Origin of the sequence: Asanoa sp. NPDC050611, from assembly GCF_040654855.1 — a bacterium.
Lineage (GTDB): Bacteria > Actinomycetota > Actinomycetes > Mycobacteriales > Micromonosporaceae > Asanoa.
The window spans coordinates 1-2,269 of sequence record NZ_JBFAIU010000608.1 but is presented as its reverse complement, the minus strand read 5'-3'; the positions used below and the strand labels follow the sequence as shown (position 1 = coordinate 2,269).

General features: G+C 72.0%; 2 protein-coding genes and 1 pseudogene. 2 read left to right on the top strand and 1 reads right to left on the bottom strand.

Annotation, left to right across the window (positions count from 1 at the left end):
- Positions 1-80: 80 nt before the first annotated feature.
- Positions 81-872 (top strand): annotated as a pseudogene (locus AB0H87_RS40885) (FGGY-family carbohydrate kinase); the annotation flags it as partial.
- A gap of 1 nt (position 873) precedes the next feature.
- Here AB0H87_RS40885 and AB0H87_RS40880 read toward each other — a convergent pair.
- Positions 874-1,704, bottom strand: coding sequence for a phosphoribosylaminoimidazolesuccinocarboxamide synthase (locus AB0H87_RS40880; RefSeq protein ID WP_360158962.1), 831 nt, complete (start codon positions 1,702-1,704; stop codon positions 874-876).
- 93 nt (positions 1,705-1,797) lie between these two features.
- Between AB0H87_RS40880 and AB0H87_RS40875 the strand changes: the two genes are divergently transcribed.
- Positions 1,798-2,269, top strand: a 472-nt coding sequence (locus AB0H87_RS40875; RefSeq protein WP_360158959.1) for an ABC transporter substrate-binding protein, incomplete at its 3' end; no start/stop codon positions are given.

Sequence of the window (2,269 nt, the reverse complement as noted above, 5' to 3'; positions counted from 1 at the left end):
GCTCCGCGGCCGGGTCGGTCAGGAACAGCCGCAGGTTCACGTCGCCGGCGTCGCCGTGCTTGTGCCCGAGGTAGGTCGACGGCGTGCCGGTGGCCGGCGCGCTCGGCGACCAACAGGCCGCGCTGTTCGGGCAGGCGTGCTTCCAGCCTGGCGAGGGCAAGTGCACCTACGGCACCGGCAGCTTCCTGCTGGTCAACACCGGCGCGACCCCGGTGGTGTCCCGGCACGGGCTGCTCACCACGGTCGGTTACCAGGTCGGCTCCGCCGCGCCGGCGTACGCCCTGGAAGGTGCCATTGCCGTGACGGGCGCGCTGGTCCAGTGGCTGCGCGACAACCTCGGCCTGATCGGCAGCGCCGACGAGATCGAGGCGCTGGCGGCGTCGGTCGACGACAACGGCGGCTGCTACATCGTGCCGGCCTTCTCCGGGCTGTTCGCGCCGCACTGGCGCGGCGACGCGCGAGGCGTGATCGCCGGGCTGACCGGCTACATCACCCGGGCCCACGTGGCCCGCGCCGCGCTGGAAGCGAGCGCCTGGCAGACCCGCGAGGTGGTGGACGCGATGGACGCCGACACGGACGTCGCGCTGCGCCGGCTGCGCGTCGACGGCGGGATGACCGTCAACAACCTGCTCATGCAGACGCTGTCGGACGTGCTCGACCTGCCCGTCGTGCGGCCGCGGGTCACCGAGACCACGTGCCTGGGCGCCGCGTACGCGGCCGGCTTGGCGGTGGGTTTCTGGCCGGACCTCGACGCGCTGCGGGCGCACTGGCAGCCCGACCGCGAATGGCAGCCGCTGGTCGACAAGTCCCGCCGCGAGCGCGAGTGGGCACAGTGGCGCAAGGCGGTCGACCGTACGCTGGACTGGGTCTGACCTACCAGGGCTCGCCGGTCAACCGCTCGTAGATGTCGATGTAGCGCGCCCGGGTCACGGCGACCACGTCGTCCGGCACGGCCGGCGGCGGCGACTTCTTGTCCCAGCCCGCTTCGGTCGCCCAGTCACGGACGAACTGCTTGTCGAACGAGAACTGCGGGCGACCCGGCGCGTAGTCGTCGGCCGGCCAGAACCGCGACGAGTCCGGGGTGAGCACCTCGTCGGCGAGCACGAGCGCGCCGTCCGGAGCCCGTCCAATCTCGATCTTGGTGTCGGCGATCAGCACGCCGCGCTCGGCGGCCAGCTCCGCGCCCCGGCGGTAGACCGCCAGCGTGATGTCCCGGATCGCCTCCGCGGTCTCCTGGCCGACCTCGGCGATCACCTGGTCGAAGGAGATCGGCTCGTCGTGCGCGCCCTTGGGTGCCTTCGTCGAGGGCGTGAAGATCGGCGACGGGAGTCGCTGCGCCTCGACCAGGCCCGGCTCGAGCGGGATGCCGGAGACGGTGCCGGTCGCGTCGTACTCCCGCTTGCCGCCGCCGGTCAGGTAGCCCCGGGCCACGCACTCGACCGGCAGCATGTCGAGCCGGCGGACCCGGATCGCCCGACCGGCGAACTCGGCCGGCACGTCGGTCGACGAGATCACGTGGTTCGGCACGATCCCTTCGAGCTGCTCGAACCACCACAGCGACAGCCGGGTCAGGATCGCGCCCTTGTCGGGGATCGGGGTCGGCAGGATGACGTCGTAGATGGACAGTCGGTCGGACGCGACCAGCACCAGCTCGTCGCCGTCGGCGTAGACGTCACGGACCTTGCCCTGGTGCACCAGTTCCACGATTTCAGTAGATCACGGGCGGTTGACACCCCGTCGGTACGGGCTGTCTAGTTGACGATCCAGTAACTTGCACCGTCAGTGAGGAGTCCGCGCGTGCGCACGTTGCCCCACCGACCGGTGGTCGCGCTGCTCGCGGCCGTCTCGTTGCTGGTCGGCGGCTGCTCGGCGGCCCGCGACGAAGGGTCGGACGGCCCGGTCACGCTCTCGGTGTTCTGGTACGGCGACCAGGGCAGGGCCGAGCGCACCGAGGCGGCGCTCAAGCTCTACTCCACCCGCCACCCGGGCGTCACGTTCAAGGTCACCTGGCAGGGTGCCGAGGGCTACTACGACCGGCTGGCCACGCAGGCCGTGGGCGGCAACGCGCCGGACCTGTTCCAGATCGACGACACCCGGCTGGCTGTTGCGGTCGAGCAGCTGGCGGACGATCTCGTCGATCTGCTTGTGCATCAGCGGCTCGCCGCCGGCGATCGCTACCTCGCCGCCTGGCAGGCCGTCCGGGGCGACGCCGGTCCGCGGGCGGCGGCCTTGCTCGAACCCGCCGGCACCCGCGCCCGGCTGCTCGCGG